Below are 22564 nucleotides of genomic sequence, written 5' to 3' on the forward strand. Positions count from 1 at the left end.
ACGGGCCGGCCGCCATTCCCGCAGCACAGCGCGCTGCACCGGCCAGATTAGCGACCCCAGGTACAGGGCGGGAGCAGAACAGCCACGAATAGGGATGGATAGAGTTGGATTGAGTCAGGTAGGGTCAGGTCGAGCGATCACCCACATGGGTGATTCGCACCCTTCTACCTGGAGGTTTGCCGTGAAGACCATGCCCATCGACCAGTCCCAGGCCCTGGTGATCTTGGCCTCCGAGCCCCGGCCGCGTTTCAAGGACCGTGACGGCCGGGAGCCCGCGATCGACCGCACGACCGGCGCCCACCTGCACCAGGTGGACGTGATGTTCGCGTTCAACGGCCGCGCCGAAGTGATCACTGTGAACGTGCCCGAGCCCGGCCTCGGCAAGGGACTCAAGGTCGGCATGCCCGTCGCCTTCACCGGCCTGGTCGCCTCGGCCTGGGAGAACGAGATCAACGGCAAGGACCGGCACGGCATCTCCCTGCGCGGCGGCGCCGTTACCGCCAAGGCGGGCGCCTGATGACCGGGAACTCTCTCGGGCTCGCGCTCCTGGCCGTCGTCGGCCTCACTGTGCTCGGGCTGCTCGGCTGGGCCGGGTTCTGCTTCGCCCGCTGGTACCGCGCCGACACGGAGACACGTATCAGCCTGCGGCAGGCTCGGCAGATGCGGTGGGGCTGGAAGCGGCTGGCGCCGATGCTGGGCCTTGCGGTCAAGGACGCCACCCCGACCGTGCTCCAGCAGTACGGCCCGCAGGAACAGCCGACGAAGCCGCGCATGCTGGTGCCGCGTCTGCACACCTGCGCCGACGGCTTCGGCGTCACCGTCACCGCCGATGCGCTGCCGCAGGTCGGGCTGAGCGCCTGGCAGGAGGCCTCCGAGGGCCTGTGCGACGCCTGGGGCATGCGCCGCATCCGGATCGGCCAGCCCAAGCCCGGAGTGATCGTCGCGCGCGGCTTCCGGCGCGAGCCGCTGGAGGCGGTGATCCGCTCACCGCTGCTCGGCCCGGACGGCTCCCCGACCTGCCGACCGGGTCAGTTCGTCTCCACCGATGACGTGCTGCTCGGCTGGGACGAAGACGGCACCCCTGTTGTGCTCAACCTCGCCTACTCCGCTCACGCCCTCATCGCCGGCGCCACCCGCTCCGGCAAATCGATCACCGTCAACACGCTGCTCGCCTACGCCTCGCTCATGCGGGACGTGCGTCTGATCGTGATCGACCCCAACCTCGGCGCGGTCGCGCCCTGGTGGCGTACCGCGTACAAGGTCTCCGACGCCATCCACCCCGACGAGCCGACCGAGATCCTGCGCTGGGTGCGCGAGGAGATGCAGCGCCGCGAGCGGCTGTTCTGGTCCGGCCGCACCGACCGCATCACCGACTTCAGCCCGGAACTGCCGCTGCTGCTCGTGGTGATCGACGAGGTGGCGAACTACACCCGCCACCCCGACCGCAAGGCGCGCGAACGCTTCGAGGCCGAACTGCTCGCCGTCGCCAGCCAGGGCGCCAAGTTCGGCGTACGGCTGTGGCTGCTCACCCAGAAGCCCTCCGCCGACGTGCTCACCACCGCCGTACGCACCAACCTGTCCGCCCGGATCTGCCACCGCGTCGACACCGTCGAGGACTTCCTGCACCTCTTCCCCGACGGCCGGGAACTGGACATCACCGCCGCCGACCGCACCATGCCCCAGGGCGTCTCGATCGCCTCCGTCGGCGACATGCGCACCCCCGTCCGGCTGCGCTCGGTCTACCTGCCCACCGAAGCCTGCTGGCAGATCAACGACCTCATGTGCGCCTCCGGACTCAAAGTCCGCGAACTGCCCACCCGCATCGACCTGGACAAGGCCGCGTGAACCCCACCGGCCGCTCCCGGCCCCGTACCGCAGTGATCCCCGGCAAGGGCGTGTAGTCGCCAAACCCTCGCCCCTGCCGGGGCCTCCCTCCCCATCCGTCCACGGCACACGCGTGTGCCGCAGTGCAGAGAGGTCCCGCCAGCATGCCATCGCACGACCGCACCACCGCCATCCCCCGGCCGCAACCGGCCGCCGCCGACCTGGCGGTGTTCGCCTCCTACCGGAACCTGCCGGGTCTCGTCCGGCAGTTGTCCTCGCTCGGCGGCTGCGCCCAGCCCATCCGGCTCGAAGGCCACCGCACCGAGATCAACGCCGCCACCGGCGAAATCCTGCGCGAACTGAAGTCCAAGGAGCTGCCCGCCGGGCACCTCCTGGTCCGCTGCGGCAACCGCCGCACCACCCGCTGCCCCTCCTGCGCCGAGTTGTACCGGCAGGACACGTTCCATCTCATGGCCGCCGGTCTGCGCGGCGGGAAGAGCATCCCTGAGCAAGTCGCCGCCCATCCAAGGGTGTTCGCCACGCTCACCGCCCCGTCGTACGGTCCGGTTCACGGCCGACGCTCCAGTTCCTCCGCGCGCTGCGGGTGCGGGCACACCCACGCCAAGAACGACCCGGCCCCCGGCACACCGCTCAACTCGAATCGGTACGACTACACCGGCGCCGTCCTGTGGAACGCCCACGCCCCCGCCCTGTGGGCCCGATTCATGCTCCACCTGCGCCGCACCATCGCCGCCGTTACCGGAGTCCCGCAGCGCCTGCTCTCCAAGTTCGTCCGGGTCTCGTACGCCAAGGTCGCCGAGTACCAGCGACGCGGGCTGATCCACTTCCATGCCGTGATCCGCCTCGACGGCCCTGCAGGTGGCTACACCCCGCCGCCCGCCTGGGCCACGCCCGAGATGTTGGCCGACGCCGTCCGGACCGCTGTCGCCCGTGCCCGCGTCGACGGTCCGGAGATCGACGGCCACGCCTACGCATTCGCCTTCGGCAAGGAGCTGGACGTCAAGGTCATCCGATCCGCCGCCTTCCAGGACGGCACCACCATCACCGAGGGCAAGGTCGCCGGATACGTCGCGAAGTACGCCACGAAAGGCGCCGAAAGCGCCACCGGCACCCTCGACCACCGCCTGAAGCTGATCGCCGAACTCGGCCAGGAAACCATCCCCGACCACGCCGCACGCATGATCCGCACCGCATGGGCCCTCGGAGCCCGCCGCGACCTCGAACACCTGAAACTGCGGGCCTGGGCCCACATGCTCGGGTTCCGCGGCCACTTCTCCACCAAGACCCGTACCTACTCCACCACCCTCGGCGCCCTCCGATCCGCCCGCGCCGCCTGGCACCGCCGCCACACCCCCACGCCCGAAGCAACCACGCTCGTACTCGCCCACTGGGCCTTCGACGGCATCGGCCTCACACCCGACCTCGAACGCCTCGCCGTACTCATCGGCGGTAGCCCGGCGCGCGAACAGGCGGTGACAGCCGATGCGTGACGACGAACTGCTCACCGTCCCCGAGGCCATGGCCCGCCTCAAGATCGGCCGCTCCGCCCTCTACGACCTCCTGCGCACCCGGCGCCTGGCCTCCCTGACCATCGGCCGCGCCCGCCGCATCCCCGCCCACGCCCTGGACGACTACATCCAGAGCCACCTGGAAGAGGCCGCCCGATGACCGCTCCCAAGCGCAAGAAGGCCCGCGCCAACGGCGAAGGCACCATCTACCAGCGCAAGGACGGCCGCTGGGAAGCCGCCGGCTACGTCCTCGCCGCCGACGGCAGCCACAAACGCGTCCGTGTCTACGGCACCACCCGCAAGGATGCCGCCAACAAACTCGCCGCGAAGATCGCCGACAGTAACCGCGGCCTCCCCGTCGCGACCGCCGACAGCACCGTCGGCGACTACCTCACCTACTGGCTCGGCAGCGTCGCCATTCACCGGCTCCGCGAGAACACCCACACCCGCTACGCCACCTGCATACGCCTCCACCTCATCCCCGGCCTCGGCACCAAGAAGGTCACGCGGCTGACCGCACGCGACGTACGCACCCTTCTCGACCGGCTCCGCACCACCTGCCAGTGCTGCGCCCAGGGGCTGGACACCGAAAGGAAGGCCTGCTGCGCGATCGGCGAGTGCTGCCAGAAGCGCCTGTCCCCCTTGACCGTGACCTATGTGCACTCGGTGCTCAAGTCGGCACTGGAACACGCCGTACGAGAAGACGAACTACCCCGCAACATCGCCCGGAACGTGAAGACCACCGCGCCCCGGCCCAGGCGCTTCCAGCCTCTTACCGCGACCGAAGCCCGCCAGTTCCTCGACACGGCCCGTAGCGACCGGCTCCACGCGCTGTACGAACTCGCCCTGCGCACCGGACTCCGCAAGGGCGAACTCCTCGGCCTCCACTGGGAAGACCTCGACCTCGACGGCGGTATCGCCAGCATCCGCCGATCCCTCCAACGCACCCGAACCGGCGGCCTCACTCACCTCCCCACCAAGACCCGGGCGTCCGAACGCCGTATCGCTCTACCGACCGAATGCATCCACTCCCTCAAGGAGCACAAAGAACGGCAGGACAAGGAGCGCGAGACGGCAGGGGCGGCCTGGAGAGACAGCGGCCTCGTCTTCACCACCCCGGCTGGAGGCCCGTTCGATCCCACCAACCTCACCCGCCGCTTCCGCAGCGTCCTCGCCAGGACCGGACTCCGACGAATCCGCTTCCACGACCTACGACACTCGACCGCGACCCTGCTCCTGGAACAGGGCGTCGACCTCATCGTCATCAAGGAACTGTTGGGTCACGCCCACATCGGCGTAACCGCCGGCGTCTACGCCCACGTAAGGCTCCGTCTCCAACGCCAGGCCATCGACACCCTGGGCGACGCCCTCGGCCCTACCGACGTCGACCCCGACGCCCCACCCGCCGCAGCCGTCGTCCGCTGACGTTGCCGTCAGCGTTGCCGTCAAACGCCCGATGGGCCCCTTCTGAAGCTTCGGAAGGAGCCCATCGATTTTCTGCGCCAGGCGATCCAGGATTCAGCGCAGAATTTCATTAATGAGTACAACCATGTGCCCGAGCGACTAAATTCAAGCAAGCTCCTGCGAGATGTCAAATTCCACAGGAACTTTGTCCCGAACGACCCCCCAAACGGGATGCCGTTTCACCGATTCGAGCCATTCATCGAACGGCGTCCCGCTCTCACGGAACCACCAGGAGTTATGACTTTCAAGCGACCTCAGGTCAGCATCGACTCGATATCTATATTCAAGCTGAACCTGCGAGTACCCTTCATGCTCCCCTTCGGCGTCAACGAGTTCCATTTGACGCACGAAGCCCACCGTGAAGGTGGGCTCAGAAAACCAGTTCACTTCGCCATATTGAAAAAGGAATCCATCGGAGTCAGCGCCGGTAGGGACGTCGAACCCAATCCGCTCAAAGCTGCGGACCGTCGCCATAACTTCCTCGGCAGTTGGAACCTCTCGACTCGATCCCCGCTGGTCAACGATGCCTTGCACTACGCTTAGCGCAGAGTCGATCGGTCGCCTCATCGCTTGTCTCCCTTGCTCGCTTCAAGAATCCCTACCGCCTTGCCGTGGTGCGGCCGCAGAGGCGTGACCGCACCACGGCAAGGCTACACACTCAGTTACGGCCAGTGCCCGCCTTGCAGCTGCCTCTGTATGTGGCCCAGCACGTCTCGGGCTTCATTGGCGTTTCTCGCACCGCCGATCAAGTCATTGACGTAGGCATAGTAGTCATTCGTGTGAATTCGCGAATGAACTGACGCACCGGTCGGGTTAGCCGACGCCGATCCTCGCGGCAAGAACACACCGTTGCCCGCATCGTTGATATCAATTCCGAACTTGGCGAGTTGCTGCCGTGCCGCTGCGGCTTTCGGAGAGGTACTGGCCACGATGTGATGCGCGGCAGTATCCGCAGGCCGGGTAACCCCGGATGCCTCCAGATTCTCACCAAGAATCTTGGCATTACTGGAACAGTTGCTGTTGTGAACGAGGACCGGCGTGGCCCCCGCCAGCACATAGTACGTGTGCAGATCGTCAACAGTGAGGTTGTAGGTACGAGCACGCTGCGAGTAGGCCCTGTTGGCGACGACCGCGACTGTGGTTCCGTCAGGTTGACGCAGGGTCATCCCAGCGCCGAGGGAACCTGCTTCGACCCATTGCCCCAGAGACGGAACCCAGAAGGGGTGCTCGTGCGTGGCCGTCAGCTTCTCGATGCCGTCCTCGGTTGCGATGGACAGCTCGTTGAAGTGCTTGTCGTCCTCCGTGATGATCAGGCGGGTGACTCTTCTTGGGCCCGATTCGCCGGTTTCCGGGTCAGTGGCCAGGACCTCGTCGCCGACCTTTACATCCTCAATGTCCTTGGTACTGCCATCAGCGATGAGAACGTCCGTGCCTGCCAGGAAGCACTGGGCGCACCCCCCTTTCCCTCCCCGCCCCGCCCCGAGACCTGTCAGGCCGCCCGGCCCCTCGCCTGCGCCCCCGGTGAGCGCGGCGAGGTTGGCTATACCTGCACTCAAAGAGAGAACCTTGCCACCGCAGCCGCTGTCCCTTCCGAGCCTCATGCAGGCGAGGAACATGAGGTGCCGGAACGTTCTCTGATTCAGCTCGTCACCAGAGGGGTCCAGGCAGAAAACACCCTCGGACCCGCAGTAGTTCGCCAGCTCCTTGTACAGCTGCTTGGTGTAGTTTCCAGCGTTCTTCCACTTCTTTACAAAAACGCCGGGATAAACCTCATGGTGCTTCTCGACAAAGTCATCCGTGTGGACGTTTCCGGCAGCACTTGCAGCCTGGTAGTTCTGCGAGTACTTCGGCGGTCCAGAGGGAGCCGCATGCGTAGGGGTTCTGTTCTCGTGATTGGGCGTCGCGCGGGTGGGGCAGTCGAGGTCGGCGCAGAGGCCCGTGGGATCGCTGTTGCTGACGGGACTGTTGCTGCTGTAGGCGTACCCGTTCATCTGGAGTGGGTCCGCGATGTCGATGACCGGGTCCGCCGAGAGGAAGCGACCAGTGCTCTGGTCGTACTCCCGGGCTCCGATGTGCGTGAGGCCGGTCGCCGAATCGTCGATGCCCACGCCCAAGTAGCCGCGCTTGTTCGGCCAGTTCGCCGGCTTCGGTCCGCGCAGCTCGCCGTACGGCTTGAACGCGCGGCGCGTCACCGGCTGGGTGCCGGAGAGTTCGACCGTCGTGTTCGCCGTGCCGAGGTGGTCGGCGATCATCACGTTGAGCTTGTGGCCTGTCGTCGCGCCGTTGCTCGTCGTGCGGACGACCGTCGGTGCGCCGGCCTGGGCGTAGGAGCGTGAGGCTCGGGTGACCGTGCCCGTCGTGTCCGTCGTCAGCTCTGTTTCGCCCAGGTAGAGGGTCGAGCCCGTCGCCGAGTTCTCCAACAGGCGGTTGCCGTCGGCGTCGTAGACGTACGTCGTCTTCGCGCCGTCGTCCGTGATCGAATCGAGTTTGCTCTCCGGCGACCAGACCAGGTTCTGCGTGGTGTTGTAGAGGTCGCGGACCGTGGTGTTGCCCGTCGCGTCGTATGTGTAGGCGCTGCCCTTGCCTGCCGGAGTGGAGGAAATCCACGCCATCGTGTGCGGCTGGGCGATGGTGTCGCCGGTGACCGTCTTGCCGTAGCCGTACTTGTAGGTGACGTTCTTCGTCGCGTCCGCCGGGTCGTGCTCGGTCATCGACGCCCGGTTGCCGAGCCAGTCGAACGTGTACGACTGGCGGTATGCCGTCGCGCCCGTGGCCACGGTGCTCGCGTCCGGGGCGGCCGCGGCGAGGGTGGAGGTGAGGGACGCGTCGGGGCTCAGTGCGTCCGCCGCCGCGTCCGCCGCGTCCGTCACCGGGCCCGAGGAGGTCGCGTACGTGGTCTGGGGGCCCCACGTGGTGCCGTTGGCCGACTTGCAGCCGGTGCCGGTGCCGGTCGGTGTGATCTTCGACGTCCAGGCGTGCACCAGTTCGCCCATCACGTCGTACGTGAAGCACTGGGTGTCCCAGACGCCGGCGGAGTCGCCGAGCTGGCGGGCGTTGGAGGTGATCGTGCCTGACAGGTCGTAGGAGTAGTAGCTGTCCGTGATGCGGTGCGGGCCGGCTGTCTCGCGGTCCGCGACCGTGCGCTGCAGGCTGCCCGTGTGGGGGTCGACGAAGTTCGTCGTCCAGACGCGGTAGGGCTGGGAGCCGGAGACCGTTCGCAGGACCTCGCCGTAGGGCGAGTACGTGGCGTCGGCCGTGTACCAGTTCTGACCCGAGGTCGACTCCGCCAGGCCGTCGCCGTTGTAGCGGGTGACGACCTTCTCCTGGGCCAGGCCGCCCTTGGCCGGCAGGGTGACCGACTGGGGCTTGCCCGTGGGGGTGTAGGTGTACGAGTAGGAGTACGTCCCGGAGAGGCCCGTCGTCATCGAGTTGGCCGGGATGATCGTCTCGCTGCCGGTGACCTGGGAGTCGGCGTTGTATCCGGTGACGCGGTTGACGTAGTCGCCGGTGTCCGTGTGGCGGAGGGATTCCAGCGGCTGGCCGATGCCGCCAGGTGCCTCGTCGTACTTGAATTCCTTGACCGGAGTCGCGGTGGCGGAGCCCTGCCGGACGTACCTGACTCGGCCGAGGACGTCGTACTCGGTAAACGTCTCCTGCGCGCGTGCGTTCCTGACCCGGTTGGGGCGGTCGGCCGTGTCGTACCAGGTGTCCGTCGTGCCGGTGTCGGGGTCGGTGGAGGACGTCAGCCGGCCGCGGGCGTCGTAGGTGTACGACCAGACGTTGCCCGCCGGGTCGGTGACCTTGTTGCGGTTGCCGCGGGCGTCGTACGCGTAGGTCGTGGTGCGCGCCGCGGGCGTGTCATGGGCGTCCTGAGCGTAGTGCTTGATGGAGGTGACCCGACCGAGAGCGTCGAAGAACGTCCTCGTCATCGGCTCTGTCGAGCCCACCGGGTTCACGTTCGTGTTGTCGTCGCCGTACCAGTGGTATGTCGCCGATATGTACGAGCCGCTGCGGTAAATCGTCGCCCGATGCTCACGCTCCAGCCCGTCGTAGCGGTACTCGGTCCGGCTGGGGATCAGCGACTCGGACCTCGGCGTGAAGAGTTCTGTGCTCGGCCCGCCCTTCGCGAGGTAGCTACCGGTCTTCTTGACGACCAGGCCGTGGTCGTTGTAGTCGGTGTCCACGATGATCCGGCCGGGTCCGTGGGCCTGGGTCTGCTTCTGGACCTCGCGCATCAGACCGTCGTAGAGGGTGATGTCGCGGGCGTAGGAGCCGTCGTCCTTGAGTGTGTCGACGATGGCCGCGGCCGGCCGGTTCTCGCTGGAGGACGCGATCGCCGACTGGTAGTCGATGATCACGTTCGGCGACTTGCCGCCCGAGGACCGCGACGGGGACCACCCCTTCACCAGGCGGCCGAGGGCGTCGTACTCGGAGCGCGCCACCCGGTTGTTGGCGTCCGTGACCGTGAGCGGGAGGCCGCGCCCTGGGTCGTAGGTGGTCAGGACGGCATGCTCCATGGCGTTGATCGTCTTGGTCGCCGTGACCGGGCCGCCCTCCGGAGGCGTGTACTGCGTCTCGGTGACGCCCGCACCCGGCCTGGTCATGGTGCGTACGCGCCCGAGGTCGTCATACGTCGTCCCGGTGACGACGGAGTGTGCCGTGCCCGCCCCGTTGATGTCGGCCACCGAGGTGACCATGCCCTTGGTCGGGGTCGCGCCGTAGGCCAGACCGTCGTAGGTGCTCTGCACCGACGACTTGAGCTTGGTCGCCGGATCGGCCGTGTCGTGGCCCGCGCAGGACGTGCCGGTGGTGCGCTGCTCCTTGGGCAGGCCGATCAGCCATGCCGAGGTGTTGTGCAGGTACGACGTCTTGGTACAGGTCTGGTCGGAGAGCACTTCGGAGGTGCCGCTCGGCTTGACCACCGCCGTCTCCACCTGGATCGGGAGGCCGTAGGTGTCGTCAGGTGTGGTGAGAGTGCGCACTCCGCGCCAGCTCGACTCGACCCTCTGTTCTTCGTCCGACCGCTTGACGCCCGTGCGGTGGGCGAGCAAGGGGTCCGCGGCCGTCGCGTCCTCGTTCTCCCGGGCTCGGGAGGCGGTCTGCTTCGACCAGGGGTAGTTCCGGTTGCGCTTGAGGACCTTGCCGTCGGAGTCGAGGTAAGTGATGGTCTCGGCGGTCATGCCGGCGTACTGCGGCGCGTCGTCCGAGAGCAGTGTGTATGCGCCTGTGGAGTCCTTGACCTCACCGCCGGTGCCCTGGAAGTAGCGCGTCACGGACTGCGACTGGGGCTGTGCGACGCCCACCTCCTCGGAGGTTGACTTGCTGCCTTTGGTGACCTTGACCGTGCGGTAGCCGCGCCAGTCGCTGTAGGTGCGCAGGGTCGGGCGACTGAACTCGTCGTCGCTCCTGGCCCAGGCCGGGCCCGAGTACGTGTACTTGCTGACGACCGGCAAGCCGTGCGAGGTGACCTTGTCGACCTCCGTGACGTAAGCCACGACGTACTTGTTGAACCACGCCTTCGCGGGGGTCTTCTCGTCCCCGTCCGGCGACCAACGCACCGGGTAGCAGGTGCCGTTGCTCTTGCCCTTGTCCTCCGCGGGCTCGGCGGCGCAGCCACCGGTGTACTCGACTTCGATGTCGCCGCCGTACTCGGTGGAGACCGTGCCGATGCGGGGACGGGTGAAGCCCGGGCGCTGGTCGGTCTTGCCGCTCGACACCAGGTTGGGCAGTTGGCGGTCCTTCAGGCGGGCGCGCAGGGGTGAGGAGGCGCCGACCGTGTAGTGCGCGAAGCTGATGCCGTCCTTGGACTGCAGGGTGCCGGTGGTGTCGCCGGGCGCGTAGCCGGTGCGGGTGATCGAGTTGAGCCACAGACCGGGAGAGCTGTCGTACCAGTCCTCCGGGAAGGACTGGCGCAGCGTGTACTTGTCGACCGGGCCGAGGCCGGTCTGCCCCGCACGGGCGGCCTTCGTCGTCACCGTGTCCAGGCGCAGCTGCGTCCAGAAGGACGGGAACGGAGGGCAGAGTTTGGACGTGGACTTGCAGTTGAGGTTGCCTGGGGTGTCCCACCAGGGGCGGTACGCGCCGGCATCGTCCGTCTTGGCGAAGTTGGCCGCGGTGCACGCCGTGTCCGACTTCAGGCAGCGCTGCTTGGTCCCGAACTCCACGGTCGCCGACGGCTTAGTCAGGCTGTCCGGGCGCATCCCGTACTCGATGGAGGCCGGGGAGGCGTAACGGTCGTACTGCTCGGGCGACTTGAACTTCTTGCGGACGGCGTAGTAGTTCGTCTCCTGCGTCCAGTTGACGATCATCGTGTTGCCGTGGACGTCGACGACCTTGTCCAAGCCCCAGCGCCAGGCCTGCTGCTTGCCCGCGCCGCAACGGGAGTCGGCGAAGGCGGTGGCGTGGCAGGGCTCGCTCGGATGGTTGCCGAAGACCGGCGCAGTCGAGACGGAGTTGGTGGAGGCGTGGCCGCCGCCGACGCTGTTCTGGCCGTAGTAGTACTGGGTGCCGTCCGTGGTGGTGACGACCCAGTATTCGCCGTTGTTGTCGTCGTTGGTGCCGCCGACGCGGTGTTCGACGCGCGTGCCGTCGTCCTGTTGGGGACGGTAGACCTCGGTGTCCTTGTCCGGATCGCTGCCGGAAGCGGCCGCCCGGACCAGTTCGGTCGTTTTGCCGCCCAGCGACATCACCGCGTTGTACGACACCCAGCACAGGTCGGACGTCTTGTCCTTCTTGGCGGTGTTGTTGGGGGTCCCGGCCGTCAGCGTCTTGCGGTCGTCCTGGCAGGAACGGTAGCGGCGCTCGATGTGGCCGGGATCGTAGGACCAGCCCTCGCCGATCCAGGAGGCCTGGGGTGAGGACACCGCCGTACGGCCGTCCACGCTCTGCGAGTTGTAGTTGAAGGAGATCTTGGGTGCCGGGCCCGCGGGCGGACTCGGCACGGTCAGCGGATAGGACCAGCTGAACGCTCCCGACGACCCTCCCGCCTCCCAATTGCCGTCCGAGGCGAGAGGCGTGGCTTTGAAGGTGCCTCCGCCACCGTTGCCGGAATCGACGGCGCCGACGACCGCGGTACCGCTGCCCGCGGTCGCGGCAGGAGTCGCCGCGGTGGATCTTCGGAACGACGCCTGGATCACACCGGAGTTCCGGGGTGAGGCGGGCGTGGCCGAGGCCGGTGTCACCGCAGCCTCGGTGGCCGGGTCGACCGTGGCGGTGAGGGACCTGGAGGCCGTGTCGTTCGTCGTCTCCAGTTCCTCGTACGTCTGGCAGGCCTCGTCGTCCGGCATGGTCAGGTAGCAGTCGGGGAACTGCACGAAGCGCAGGCGGGAGGCCCAGTCGGCGCCGTAGAGGCTCTCGAACTTGGAGTAGTCCAGCTTGACGGAGACCGGGACCGATCCTGTGCTGGGAGCCTCCACGACCAGCACGGCACCGTCCACGCCCTGGCCCGTCGGGGTGGTCCGGTCCGGGATGGTGACCTGCCAGGTCCCCGTCGGCGCCGGTTTGTCGGGAGCCTGGCCGAGGCTGACGGGGAGGGTGCCGGCGGGGCTCAGCGCCGCCTGCTCCACCGTCGCGGCCGTTCGGACCGAGGCCGTCGTCGTGGTCGAGCCGAAGACGACCGAGCCCGTCCCGACCGGTGTGGTCGTCGTGTTGGTCGGCGCCGCGAGCAGGTCCTGGGGGACGTCGGCCCGCAGCGATTCCAGATGCCGGCTGGATTCCTTGCTCGGAATGGGCGTCTCCTGGTCGAGTTCCTCCAGGGTCAGCGACTCGCGCCCGATCTCCTCCTTCACCGGATCCGGAGGCAGCGCCAGGGCCTGGGCCGGCAGCAGGCTCAACAGCAGCGCGGCAGCGGTGACGGGCACGGCTGTGCGAGCTGTCCGGCGCCTACGGGCATGCGGAAGTCGATCGAACACGACAAGGTCCCCCGGGCCACTTGAAGCGGGCCGGTGAGACCACGCGTGACGACTTATCAGATAGCGGAGATTCTGTGATCACACTGTGAAGGAGCACCAGAGGCGACAGGGCAATGTGACGATCATCACTGCGCGTAACGGCTCGCTACGTTGCGAATACACCTAAAGGCGCACCAGGGCTTGGTGATCCAAAGAAATCGCCCCAACTGGTCGCCGGTTACTGCCCTTTGCCCCATTTGCACGCAGGGTTGGCCTGCTCGACCGACCCTGCCGTCCGTACGGCCTCACGCACCGAGCGCGGCGTGCAACATCTCCACAGGGTGACGACAGTTCCCCCATAGGTCATCATCGGCTGGCTCGGCCGCGCCCTGTCATGCGCCGGCGCCGAGGGGAACCAGGGGGAAGGGGAACCCGTCCGATGACGCGCAACTGGCGCCGTACGCCCGGACGTCGGACCGGTACGGCGCTGCTGGCCGCCACGGTCGCCGCCACCGGCATCGTGTACGCCGGGCTCCGGCTGGACAGTGACACCGCCCGCGACAGCGGGGGCCACGACCGGCGCACGGAGATCGTCACGGAAGCCACCGCCCTCACCAAGGCGGCGCGCTCCGGGAAGAACGTCGAGGTGACGACCGCGCGGACCGAGCGCTCCAACACCTGGGCCCGCCCCGACGGCCTCATGATGAAGCGGCTCTACTCGTCGCCCGTCCGCGCCAAGGTGGACGGTGAGTGGCAGAAGATCGACCCGAGTCTGCATCGCACCAAGGCAGGCTGGGAGCCTGCTGCCACCAACACCCGCATGGTCTTCTCGGCAGGCTCCGGTGAGCGCGGGGAGCGGCGCGCCTCCCGCTCCACAGTGCAGCGGGCGTCCCTGGTGCAGGGAGCCGCGGCGGACGCAACGGAGACTCCGCTGGTCACGCTGTATGTGGGCGACTCCGCCCCGTACCAGTACGAGATACAGCTCACCTGGCCCGGTCCCGTCCCGACACCGATCATCGACGGCAACCGTGCGCTCTACCCGGAGATCTTCCCGGGCGGCGACCTCGTGCTCACCGCCGACGATGACGGTTTCGGACAGCTCGTCGTCCTGAAGAACCGTCAGGCCGCCGCCGATCCTCACGTCCAGCAGCTGGTGTACGGCCTCCACTCGACCCGCCTCACCTTCCGCCTCGACCCGGTCTCGGGCATCGTCAGCGCCGAGAGTCCCGGCGACGACGAGGTCGCGTTGTCCCCCACCCCGCTGATGTGGGACAACAGTGGGCGACCGGCCGTCACCGACGGCTCCGTGGGCGCGACAGCCCAGCCAACCGCGTCCGAGACGCCCAACGCCTCGGACTCGGCAGACCCGGATCCCGGCGACAGCCCGACCGCCACGGACGAGGAAGTCGAGTCGGACGAACAGAGCGACACCGACGTCGAGGTGTTGCCGTCTGCGACCGATGGCCTGGCGCCGACCGCGTCGGAGTCTGCGCTGCCGTCCGCACCGGCCGAGACCACCCCGGTGCCGACGCAGACCGGCTCGGCCGCAACGCTGAGCCTGCCCGCCCTCGACGGCCCTTCCCCTGACTCCCGCGGTGAACTCGTCGAGACCGACCTGGCCACGGGGAAGTGGCTGCTCACCCCCGACCAGGACTTCCTCAACGACCCGGCCACCACCTACCCGGTCTTCATCGACCCGTCGGTCAAGAAGCACACCCAGGACTGGACCACCGCCTACAACCGGCACCCCAACGCCACGTTCTACAACGGCAAAGGCTTCAACGCAGGCGGCACGCACGAGGCCCGCGTCGGCTTCGAGTCCGACACCTGGGGCACCTCACGGTCGTTCTTCAACATCCTGTTCGACAAGGACCTCAAGGGCACCAAGATCACCAGTGCCAAGCTGCGGATGCTGGAGACCTACTCCTGGTCCTGCCAGGCCCGCTCGATGAGCGTCCACCTCACCAGCGAGATCAACGGGCACACCAACTGGAAGAACGCGCCCAAGCTGCACGACGGCAACAAGCTCGCAACCAAGAGCTTCGCCCACGGCTACAAGTCCGGGTGCCGCGACGCCTTCGAGACCTTCGACGTGAGGAAGGGTGCGCAGAAGGCGGCCGACAAGGGCGAGGACTTGATCACCTTCGGTCTGCGCGCCCGGGACGAGAACGCCCAGTACGCGTGGAAGAAGTTCCAGGCCAACGGCGACTTCCCGCCCGTACTCGAACTCGTCTACAACCGCAAGCCGTCGATCGTCTCCACCTCCCTCGACCTCGGACCGGACGGCAAGTGCACCACCACCAAGCCGTACGTCCGCATGGGCTCCGGTGACCTGACGTTCACCGCCAAGGCCTCCGACAAGGACAAGAACCTCGACTACTTCGACTTCGACCTGTGGGAAATGGGCAACTGGAGCTCCACCGGCGACCTGTTGAAGTCGACGGGCAAGGTCTCCGCGGGCGGGGACACCGACACCGCCCTGCGGACCACGGGCAGGTTCTCCACGAGCACGCTCAAGAGCGGTGCCACCTACTCCTGGCGGGTGCGCGCGGTAGACGACACCGGCACGACGTCCGGCTGGTACCCGACGAAGACGCCCTGCCGGTTCATCCTCGACACCACCGCACCTCGCCCGCCGAAGGTCAGCTCCACCGACTTCCCCAACGCGGACGCCAGCGAGAACGGCTTCGGCAGCGGCGCCGAGGACGCCAACTGGTCCACGAAGAAGTTCGGGACCGCCGGCTCCTTCACCGTCCGTGCCGTGAACACCGACGTCGTGCGCTACGAGTACAGCTACAACTCACCCAGCTACACGGGCAGCCTCGCCCGCACCAACGGCACGGCCACCAGCGTCAGCGCCACCATCAGCGGCGCCAAGCCACCGGCCGCCGGGCCCAACGTGCTCTACGTCCGTGCCGTCGACAGCGCGGGCAACGTCTCCGAACCGACCAAGTACCTCTTCTATGTCACCCCCCGCGACGAGACCGACAAAGCCGGCGACTTCACGGGCGATCAGCTGCCCGACATGATGGTGGTCACCGAGGCCGGCAACCTCGCCCTGTATCCCTCACTGGCCACCAGCGACCTCGCCAAGGGCACCGGCGATCTTCAGTACTCGATGTCGGGCGCCTACCGGTCCAACCCGGACAAGGACCCCAACGGGGATGATCTGCCTCCCTACGTCAGCGCGCCGAGTGGTCACTTCAAGGACGCGCTGATCACTCACAACGGCGACGTCTACGGCGGCGACGGCCTCCAGGACCTCGTCGCACGCGTAGGGGGCAGGCTCTGGGTGTATCCGGGCGACGGCTACGGTGCCGTCAACATCGACCGCCGCCAGGAAATCCTGCTGCCGGCCGGTGCGCCCAGTCCCTCCGCTCTCACCCAGATCGTCGCCGCGGGCGACATCACCGGCGACGGCCGCACCGACTTCTTCGCCACCGTCGGTGCCGAGTTGTGGGCACTGACCGGCTACCACGGGGCGACCGTCGACCAGGCGATCCGCCTGTCCGGCTCTTCGTGGACCGACCGGGATCTGGTGACCGTCATGGATGTCAGCGGCGACGGCCTCGCCGACATGGTCTACCGCACAGATGCGTCCGGGCGACTGCTGTTGCGCAAGGGCATCGCCGCGAGCAGCGGCGGGACCGATCTCTTCTCCCTGGCGTCCGCCGCGAACTCCGCGGGTGGCCTGGACACCGAGTACGGCGCTTCCGGCTGGGGCAGCGACAGCATCCCGCTGCTGATGGGCACGCCGGACGCCAACGGTGACTCCATTCCCGATCTGTGGACCGTGCGATCCGACGGTTCCGTCCGTTTCTACTCGGGCAGCAAGACCGCCCTGTCGGGATCTGGTACGGAGATCATCGCCAAGGCGAGTTACTGGGCGACGCGAACCGCCATCGGGTGAGCCGAGGAGCTCCCCGCTGCCGGTCGAGGGCCGTCGGACATCGACCCGACGGCCCTCGACCGCTCAGCGCGCGAGATCACAGCTGACTCAGGATCGTCGGATCCGTGATCTTCGTGTCGTCGGCCAGCATCATCGCCTTGCTGAGGATCACCGCCAGCATCCGGTCGCCCTCGTACGGCAGGTAACCGGCCTGTGGGGCAGTCCCGTTGGACTTCGGGACGATGCACAGGTAGCGGTCGTCCGGGGTCATGAGGATGTTGCCCGAGCCCAGGTGGATCTTGTAGGTGTGGCGTTCGCCCTTCACGTGGAGGAAGCGGCCCTCCAGGGTGCAGCGGTCGGCTATCGCCAGGCGGGGGATGAGGCGGTCCAGGAGGAGTCGGCGGGTCTCGGCGTTCTGGTTGAGTTCGCCGAAGCCGTACGAGGTCCAGTACTCGCGGAAGCGGCCGTCGGGGCCGCCGTCCTGCCAGCTGGGGTCGTTGCCGACGCTTGCCACGCCGACGAACAGGTCGACGTCGCGCAGGACTTCGGAGAGGACCAGGGGCGGGATGGATGCGAGGGGCAGCGGGTCCACCGGGGCCGCGCCGTCGCGCAGCCACATGCGGTACTCGCCGCCGTAGCAGTGCGCGGAGTTCTGCGGGGCGTCGATCGGGTAGAAGCGGACCTGGTCGGTGCGCAGTCGGAGGTAGCTGCCGGAGTCGGTGGTGTCGATGCCGTACTCCTCGCCGTCGCCCTCGATCCAGTACTCGGCGCGCAGGCCCCACTGCGGCAGCTCGCGGGTGGCCGGCGGCGCCTCGTCGTCGACGCACAGGCGGAGCTTGTTGCGCCAGCCCCGCACCGCCGCCAGGGAGTGGAACTGGTGCTGGCGGAGGAAGTGGGCCGCGAAGCGGTTCGAGTACCTGCCTGTCGTGCGCTCGGCGTCCGTGAGGAGGTACACCTCGCGGTGGGCCTGCTTGAACGGCTGGGTGATCTCGTGGCGTTCCAGCCAGTCGCGCCAGGCGACGATCTCGGCGGGTTCGTGCCCGACGGGGTGCCAGAGCCGGACCTCGCGGCCCTCGCGGACGGGGTCGTCGGTGAGGGTGCGCAGCTCGCCCTCGGCGTATCCGACCGTCATGCCGTCTACCGTCCAGAGCAGGCGGCGGGTCAGGGTGCCGACCAGGGGGTGGTCGAGGTAGCGCTCGCGCCAGGCGGCGTACGGCCATACCCGGCGGGCCAGGAACTGGCGGTCCAGGCGCTCGGTCTGGGCGGAGAGCATCTTGTCGACGTCCTTGGCCGCGTCCTTGAGTTCCCTGAGCTCGTCGGCGTGGTCGCGCCGGACGGACGCGGGGACGGTTCTGGCCGGCTTACCGGCTGCGTTGCGCCAGGTCAGCAGAGCCCTGGAGCCGCGGACCTCCAGCAGGGCGGTGACATCGCCGAACCGGTGCTCCGCGCGTCCGACGTCCGTCAACCCGTAGGCCGGTACGGCCAGTTCCTCGATCTCCTCGCGGCTGAGGCCCAGCGCGACGGCCCGCGCCTCCAGGGCCGAGTCGAGGAGCTTGGCGGTGTTCTTGTACGTCACCCGGGTGGCCAGGCGGGCGAGTTCGGCGAGGGCGGGCTCGCTGTCGATGCGGGCGAGTGCGATGACGCCGGCGTTGGCGACCTTGGGGTTGCGCGGGCCGAGGCCGGCGACCTTCTTCAGCGAGGTCTCGACGAGGGCGCCGAGGGCGCGGGGCGTGTCGGGGTGCGGTGGCAGGACGGAGAGCAGCCACGCCAGGCCGCGCAGGGCAGTGGCGTTGTAGGGGTCGTAGGCGTTGTTGAGGTGCGCCTCGTACGCCCGGAGATCCAGCGGGAGGGTGCGCGGGCGGCCGACGAGCGCCAGCCAGGACAGCACGGCCTCGCGGACGCGGTCGGGGCCGAGGGCGTCGGCCAGAGCCGCGGCCCGCTTGTCCCACCTGGCCGTGGGTTTGGACGCGGTGGCGGTGGCGGCATGGGCGAGCAGGGCCTGCCAGTCGGCATCGGCGGTGTCCCGCACGGCCTGGTCGGCCCACACCTCACCCACGTTGAGGACGGGCTCGGTCAGCTTCTTCGCCAATCCGACCAGTTCGTCCAGGCAGTACCTGTCCTGGGCCGAACGGCGGACGACGGCCACGACGGCGGGGGACAGCGCACGACCCGCGGCCGACTCCGCCTCGGCCAGAACGTGGAAGAGGGTCGCGGACCAGAGCGAGTACTGCCGGCCCAGGTCGTCGAGGGCCTTGCGACGCTCGGCCGCCAGCGGATCGTCATCCAGGCCGTCGGCGGCGAGGGCGTACAACGTCAGGGCGTTGCACCGGTTCTCCGTCTCGTCACCGACCAACGGGAAGCGCTCGGCCACCGCGTGCACCAGCTCGCGGCGCCGCTCGGCGGGCAGCTCCCGCAGCTCGCGGAGCACCTCGTCCCAGCCTCCGGTCCAGTAGCCCTGGTTGTCGACCAGTGCCTTCAGCGCCTCGTCGGCCACCCGGACCATGTCTCCGGCGGCGATGTGGCTGCGCAGCCGACGCACTCGAGGAGAGTCCATCAGCCACCCACCAGCGGTACAAGCTTCAGGAACGTGACCTCGGTGCCGAGCACCAGCTCGATCTCCTCGTCCGGGTCCGTGACCTGGCGATCCCCGACCAGCACCAGGAAGCCGTTGCCCGCGAAGGCCGTGAGCGCCAGCTCGGTCTGGGCCTTGGGGTCTATCCGCCGCGGCGTCCGCAGCGCGTACCCGTTCAGCACCCGCTCGGTGTCCTCGGGCTGCACCAGCCCGTGGAACACCCCCGGCGTACGCGCGTTGTACTCGGCGACCTCCTGGAACACCCGGCGCCGGATCAACTCCCGGACGGTGAGCCGCTCCTCGGCGATCTCGAGCCCCCAGCCGTCGCTGCGGCTGCCGCTTGTCGTCTCGTCGACGAACGTCACGATTCCCATGTCGCCGACAGTACGAGGTACCACTGACAATGCCCGTCGATCGCGGCTTCACCTCTCGGCCTCACCGCGCGGCCTCACCACGCGGTCGGCCTGCTCCACTCCCGCGCGTCCGCCCTGCGCATCAGCTCCACCGCCGCCTCCGCGTCGGCGGTCACCAGCGGATGCACGAGTTCGACGTAACGGAGCTGCCCCGTCAGGGACTTCCTCATCTGCCGGAGGCTGCGGGCGCCGAACGAGACACCGCCGGGCTTCTCGACGGCGCCCGCGGCGACGGCCAGCTTCTCGACGCTCACCTTGCACAGGGTGGCGGGCGTCTCGCGGCACGCGTGGATCTCGACGTAGCCGTCCCAGAGCCCCAGGACGACCTCGTATCTCACGCCGGAGCCGGTGTAGGTCGCGACGGCGACGGGCAGACCCGACTCCCGCTCGCCCGGGCCCTGGAGACCCAGCCTCTCCGCAACGTCGGCACAGCTCTCACGCACTTCCGCGAAGAAGACCCTGACCCCTGGAACCATCCCTGCCCCCTGCGCCGCACCCCTGACGACGCTTCAGCGTAGCGGCGGAAGGGGCGGCATCTGGGCCCAATGAGTGACCCCGCGGACAGCCCGCCCGGTGAGCGGCGCCTTCGCACCTAATCTGATGGCATGTCAGATGACGAGTCGTACGAACTGCTCGGTTTCGACAACCTCCTGCTGCCCGTCGGGGACCTCGCGGAGGCCGTCGGGTTCTACGAGCGCGCCGGGTTCACTGTGGGGTTCCGGTTCGACGAGGGCGGGATCGCGCTGCTCAAGGTCGGGGGCGAGACGCCCGGGATCCTGCTCAGAGAGGAGGAGGGGTTCGGGCACCGGCCGCCCCCTTGGCCCTGCACGCGCGCGTGGCTGGAGGTGCCGGACGCGCGCCGCGCCGCGAAACAGCTGGCAGCCGCGGGCATCACCCCGCTCGACGAGCCCTTCTCGGTGGCCACCGGCTGGACCGTCGAGGTCGCCGATCCCTGGGGGAACGTCATCGGTTTCACGGACTACAGCAAACGGCCGGAGCTCGCACGGCGGGCGTGACGCAGATCCCACGCTCCTCACCCCAGAAGTGAGTTGAACACGTTCAAATACGGGACTACAGTCCTTCATGTCAGCGTTTTGAACGCGTTCAAGAAGGGGTGGGGCATGGACCGCACCGTCATCGCCTACGTCATCTACCTGCTGGTCAGCATCGGGCTGACCGTCTGGGTGGCCCGCACACTCAGCCGCAACGGGCGGGTCTTCCTCGCCGACGTGCTGCGCGGCAACGAGAGCCTCGCCGACGCCGTCAACCGCCTCCTGGTGGTCGGCTTCTACCTCGTCAACCTCGGCTTCGTCGCCCTCTACCTGAGCGGCGACGAGACCATCGAGGACACCCGCCAGATCTTCGAGGCCCTGTCGACCAAGCTGGGCGTGGTGCTGCTGGTGCTCGGCGTCATGCACCTGGCCAACGTGTACGTGCTCAGCCGGATCCGGCGGCGGAGCGTCATGGAACAGGAGCAGGTACCGCCCGTCGCGCCGCAGGACTGGGTCCGGGCGTGAGCACCGTGCCGCCCACCGAGGACCGGGCCACCACGCGTGTCCCGGTCCGCCGGCTCACCGTCCTGTACGACGCCGAGTGCTCCCTGTGCACCTTCCTGCGGGACTGGCTCGTACGGCAGCCGCAGCTGGTGCCGCTCGAGATGGTCGCCGCCGGCTCGGACGAGGCCCGGCGGCGGTTCCCCGGGCTGGACCATGAGGCCACCCTCGACGAGATCACCGTCGTCGGGGACGCCGGGCAGGTCTACCGCGACGCCGCCGCCTGGATCGTCACCCTGTGGGCCCTGCGCGCGCACCGGCCGCTCGCACACCGCCTGAGCACGGCGTCCGGAGCGAGGCTCGCCAAGGGCGCGGTGCTCGCCGCGGCCAGGTGGCGCGGGGCGCAGTGGGGCGGACAGAGGGCTCGGGGTGCGTACGGGGGCCAGTGGGGCGGCGCGGTGTACCGCCGCGCGGACGGGTGGGCGTACGACCCGGCCCGGGGATGGACGTACGGCCCACCGGCCTGCGACAGCGGGACCTGCGCCACTCGTTAGGCTCCGTTGCGTGCCTGCGAACAACGACGGCCCCGATGAGGGCGGTAACCCGAGCAAGTCCGAGCAGACCCGTGCGCTCATCCTCGAGACGGCGATGCGGCTCTTCCAGGAGCGCGGCTACGACAAGACGACCATGCGGGCCATCGCCAAGGAGGCCGGGGTCTCCGTGGGCAACGCGTACTACTACTTCGAGGGCAAGGAACACCTGATCCAGGGCTTCTACGACCGGATCGCCGCCGAGCACCAGGTGGCGGTCCGCGAGGTCCTGGCCCGGGAGACCGACCTGGAGGCGCGGCTCGCGGGCGTCCTGAGGGTGTGGCTGGACATCGCGACGCCGTACCACGAGTTCGCGGTGCAGTTCTTCAAGAACGCCGCCGACCCGGACAGCCCGCTCAGCCCCTTCTCCCCCGAGTCGGAGCACGCGCGCGTGGAGGCCATCAGCGTCCACCGGCAGGTGCTCGCCGGGGCGAAGACCAAGGTTCCGGATGAACTGCGGGATGTTCTTCCCGAGTTGATGTGGCTCGCCCAGATGGGACTCGTGCTGTATTGGATCTTCGACCGCACGGAGGGCCGCGAGCGGAGTTACCGGCTGGCCGAGCGGGGGGCGCGGCTCACCGCGCGGGGCGTGTCACTGGCCCGGTTCCGGGTGCTGCGGCCGCTGGTGCGGGAGGTGCACGAGCTGTTCACGGACTTCCTGCCGGGGATGACGAAGATGATGCCGGATCCGGGGGCTGGGGCGACGGGGCGGGAGTGATCCACGATCGAATGAATGGGGGCGAACGGGACACGTGGGACCCGCCCGGCCTGCGATGACTCCCAAAGTCACTTCCAGCAACTGGAAGACGGATCTGCCAGTTGCGCCACACACGGGATCCACATTCCCGGGGAGCTCGTCACACTCCCCGAGTCTGTTGGTGGCAAGGTCGTGCTCGACGTC

Annotated in this window: 15 protein-coding genes; 10 read left to right on the top strand and 5 right to left on the bottom strand. The window is 68.3% G+C overall.

What is annotated here, in order from left to right:
• The first annotated feature begins 190 nt into the window (after positions 1 to 190).
• The 5 genes from ACFYO2_RS11515 to ACFYO2_RS11535 all read left to right on the top strand — a co-directional run bounded on the left by ACFYO2_RS11515 (position 191) and on the right by ACFYO2_RS11535 (position 4778).
• Positions 191 to 517, top strand: coding sequence for a hypothetical protein (locus ACFYO2_RS11515; RefSeq protein WP_388347597.1), 327 nt, complete (start codon positions 191 to 193; stop codon positions 515 to 517).
• On the top strand, positions 517 to 1845 hold the full coding sequence (locus ACFYO2_RS11520) for an FtsK/SpoIIIE domain-containing protein (protein ID WP_388347253.1): 1329 nt from the start codon (positions 517 to 519) through the stop codon (positions 1843 to 1845). Before ACFYO2_RS11515 ends, ACFYO2_RS11520 begins: the two co-directional genes overlap by 1 nt.
• Positions 1846 to 1988: 143 nt before the next feature.
• Positions 1989 to 3335, top strand: a complete 1347-nt coding sequence (locus tag ACFYO2_RS11525) for a replication initiator (RefSeq protein ID WP_388347255.1) — start codon at positions 1989 to 1991, stop codon at positions 3333 to 3335.
• Positions 3328 to 3513: a helix-turn-helix domain-containing protein gene (locus ACFYO2_RS11530; RefSeq protein WP_329327058.1), complete on the top strand. Its 186-nt coding sequence runs from the start codon at positions 3328 to 3330 to the stop codon at positions 3511 to 3513. Before ACFYO2_RS11525 ends, ACFYO2_RS11530 begins: the two co-directional genes overlap by 8 nt.
• A complete protein-coding gene (locus ACFYO2_RS11535; protein WP_388347257.1) occupies positions 3510 to 4778 on the top strand; it encodes a tyrosine-type recombinase/integrase in 1269 nt (422 codons plus the stop codon). The genes ACFYO2_RS11530 and ACFYO2_RS11535 overlap by 4 nt, the downstream gene beginning before the upstream one ends.
• 144 nt (positions 4779 to 4922) lie before the next feature.
• Here the strand turns inward: ACFYO2_RS11535 and ACFYO2_RS11540 are convergent, their stop codons facing one another.
• Together ACFYO2_RS11540 and ACFYO2_RS11545 are read right to left on the bottom strand one after the other, a co-directional pair.
• Entirely contained in the window at positions 4923 to 5384 is a 462-nt protein-coding gene (locus ACFYO2_RS11540; RefSeq protein ID WP_388347259.1) for a hypothetical protein, read from the bottom strand.
• A gap of 95 nt (positions 5385 to 5479) precedes the next feature.
• Entirely contained in the window at positions 5480 to 12676 is a 7197-nt protein-coding gene (locus ACFYO2_RS11545; RefSeq protein WP_388347261.1) for a polymorphic toxin-type HINT domain-containing protein, read from the bottom strand.
• Between the two features lie 469 nt (positions 12677 to 13145).
• On the opposite strand from ACFYO2_RS11545, the gene ACFYO2_RS11550 reads away from it, so the two are divergent.
• Positions 13146 to 16616, top strand: coding sequence for a DNRLRE domain-containing protein (locus ACFYO2_RS11550; protein ID WP_388347263.1), 3471 nt, complete (start codon positions 13146 to 13148; stop codon positions 16614 to 16616).
• Positions 16617 to 16692: 76 nt separating this feature from the next.
• Here ACFYO2_RS11550 and ACFYO2_RS11555 read toward each other — a convergent pair whose 3' ends face one another.
• The 3 genes from ACFYO2_RS11555 to ACFYO2_RS11565 form a co-directional block, all read right to left on the bottom strand.
• On the bottom strand, positions 16693 to 19149 hold the full coding sequence (locus ACFYO2_RS11555; protein ID WP_388347264.1) for a DUF4132 domain-containing protein: 2457 nt from the start codon (positions 19147 to 19149) through the stop codon (positions 16693 to 16695).
• Positions 19149 to 19541, bottom strand: a complete 393-nt coding sequence (locus tag ACFYO2_RS11560; protein ID WP_388347266.1) for a hypothetical protein — start codon at positions 19539 to 19541, stop codon at positions 19149 to 19151. Before ACFYO2_RS11560 ends, ACFYO2_RS11555 begins: the two co-directional genes overlap by 1 nt.
• 74 nt (positions 19542 to 19615) lie before the next feature.
• Positions 19616 to 20056: a hypothetical protein gene (locus ACFYO2_RS11565; protein WP_388347268.1), complete on the bottom strand. Its 441-nt coding sequence runs from the start codon at positions 20054 to 20056 to the stop codon at positions 19616 to 19618.
• Positions 20057 to 20185: 129 nt separating this feature from the next.
• On the opposite strand from ACFYO2_RS11565, the gene ACFYO2_RS11570 reads away from it, so the two are divergent.
• From ACFYO2_RS11570 to ACFYO2_RS11585, 4 genes are all read left to right on the top strand, one after another.
• On the top strand, positions 20186 to 20596 hold the full coding sequence (locus ACFYO2_RS11570; protein WP_388347270.1) for a VOC family protein: 411 nt from the start codon (positions 20186 to 20188) through the stop codon (positions 20594 to 20596).
• Between the two features lie 105 nt (positions 20597 to 20701).
• Positions 20702 to 21097 (top strand): hypothetical protein, encoded by a 396-nt coding sequence (locus ACFYO2_RS11575; RefSeq protein ID WP_388347272.1) that lies wholly within the window; start codon positions 20702 to 20704, stop codon positions 21095 to 21097.
• Positions 21094 to 21627, top strand: coding sequence for a thiol-disulfide oxidoreductase DCC family protein (locus ACFYO2_RS11580; RefSeq protein ID WP_388347274.1), 534 nt, complete (start codon positions 21094 to 21096; stop codon positions 21625 to 21627). The genes ACFYO2_RS11575 and ACFYO2_RS11580 overlap by 4 nt, the downstream gene beginning before the upstream one ends.
• Positions 21628 to 21637: 10 nt before the next feature.
• Complete coding sequence (locus tag ACFYO2_RS11585) at positions 21638 to 22381, top strand: TetR family transcriptional regulator (RefSeq protein ID WP_388347276.1); 744 nt, start codon at positions 21638 to 21640, stop codon at positions 22379 to 22381.
• Positions 22382 to 22564: the final 183 nt, after the last annotated feature.

Origin of the sequence: Streptomyces sp. NPDC006602 (genome assembly GCF_042870385.1) — a bacterium.
Taxonomy (GTDB): Bacteria; Actinomycetota; Actinomycetes; order Streptomycetales; family Streptomycetaceae; genus Streptomyces.

Bases quoted from the DNA above. Each gene is read 5' to 3' on its own strand.
- ACFYO2_RS11515 (WP_388347597.1), top strand. From the start codon at position 191: ATGCCCATCGACCAGTCCCAGGCCCTGGTGATCTTGGCCTCCGAGCCC.
- ACFYO2_RS11520 (WP_388347253.1), top strand. From the start codon at position 517: ATGACCGGGAACTCTCTCGGGCTCGCGCTCCTGGCCGTCGTCGGCCTC.
- ACFYO2_RS11525 (WP_388347255.1), top strand. From the start codon at position 1,989: ATGCCATCGCACGACCGCACCACCGCCATCCCCCGGCCGCAACCGGCC.
- ACFYO2_RS11530 (WP_329327058.1), top strand. From the start codon at position 3,328: ATGCGTGACGACGAACTGCTCACCGTCCCCGAGGCCATGGCCCGCCTC.
- ACFYO2_RS11535 (WP_388347257.1), top strand. From the start codon at position 3,510: ATGACCGCTCCCAAGCGCAAGAAGGCCCGCGCCAACGGCGAAGGCACC.
- ACFYO2_RS11540 (WP_388347259.1), bottom strand. From the start codon at position 5,384: ATGAGGCGACCGATCGACTCTGCGCTAAGCGTAGTGCAAGGCATCGTT.
- ACFYO2_RS11550 (WP_388347263.1), top strand. From the start codon at position 13,146: ATGACGCGCAACTGGCGCCGTACGCCCGGACGTCGGACCGGTACGGCG.
- ACFYO2_RS11555 (WP_388347264.1), bottom strand. From the start codon at position 19,149: ATGGACTCTCCTCGAGTGCGTCGGCTGCGCAGCCACATCGCCGCCGGA.
- ACFYO2_RS11560 (WP_388347266.1), bottom strand. From the start codon at position 19,541: ATGGGAATCGTGACGTTCGTCGACGAGACGACAAGCGGCAGCCGCAGC.
- ACFYO2_RS11565 (WP_388347268.1), bottom strand. From the start codon at position 20,056: ATGGTTCCAGGGGTCAGGGTCTTCTTCGCGGAAGTGCGTGAGAGCTGT.
- ACFYO2_RS11570 (WP_388347270.1), top strand. From the start codon at position 20,186: ATGTCAGATGACGAGTCGTACGAACTGCTCGGTTTCGACAACCTCCTG.
- ACFYO2_RS11575 (WP_388347272.1), top strand. From the start codon at position 20,702: ATGGACCGCACCGTCATCGCCTACGTCATCTACCTGCTGGTCAGCATC.